Source organism: Cyanobium sp. NIVA-CYA 375, assembly GCF_056108345.1.
Window position 1 is genome coordinate 1 of record NZ_JBSYHW010000451.1, and the last position, 503, is coordinate 503.

The window sequence follows — 503 nt, forward strand, 5'->3', positions numbered from 1 at the left end:
GGGTGATGCAATCCGGCCCGCAGGGCGCAAAGAAGCGCCGGTGGTTCGCCAAAAAGGCCGCCGCTTAGGTCTCAAATCGAAACCCGCTATTGACATTGCGGTAAGTAAAGGGTGCAATCCTGCTGACGCGACTCCCCGGCAAGGGGAGCGGAGCAGGAGAGCAAGCATGGCCACCATCGCCCCAGAAACCGGCGCCCCCGACAAGCCGCAATGGCGCACCGCGCCGTCAGCCCATCAGGCGCTGAAGGATTACCTGGCGAACAACCCGCAGGGCCTGCCGCCGCATACCCATCCCTATGACGTCAGCCGGAGTGACATCTATGTCGAGGACCGGTGGCAGCCGATCTTCGCCGAGATGCGCGCCAAGGGGCCGCTGCACTATGTGCCGGAAAGCCCGTTCGGCCCGTTCTGGAACGTCGTCACCCACAAGGCGATCCAGCACATCGAAGCCTTGCCGGAGCTCTATTCGTCGAGCTGGGAGCATGGCGGGATCACCATTCTCG

General features: G+C 63.4%; 1 protein-coding gene. It reads left to right on the forward strand.

Annotation, left to right across the window (positions count from 1 at the left end; all coding sequences use genetic code 11):
- Positions 1–166: 166 nt before the first annotated feature.
- Positions 167–503: hypothetical protein (locus AC01FP_RS19065; RefSeq protein ID WP_474482553.1), on the forward strand; the 337-nt coding region annotated here is incomplete at its 3' end.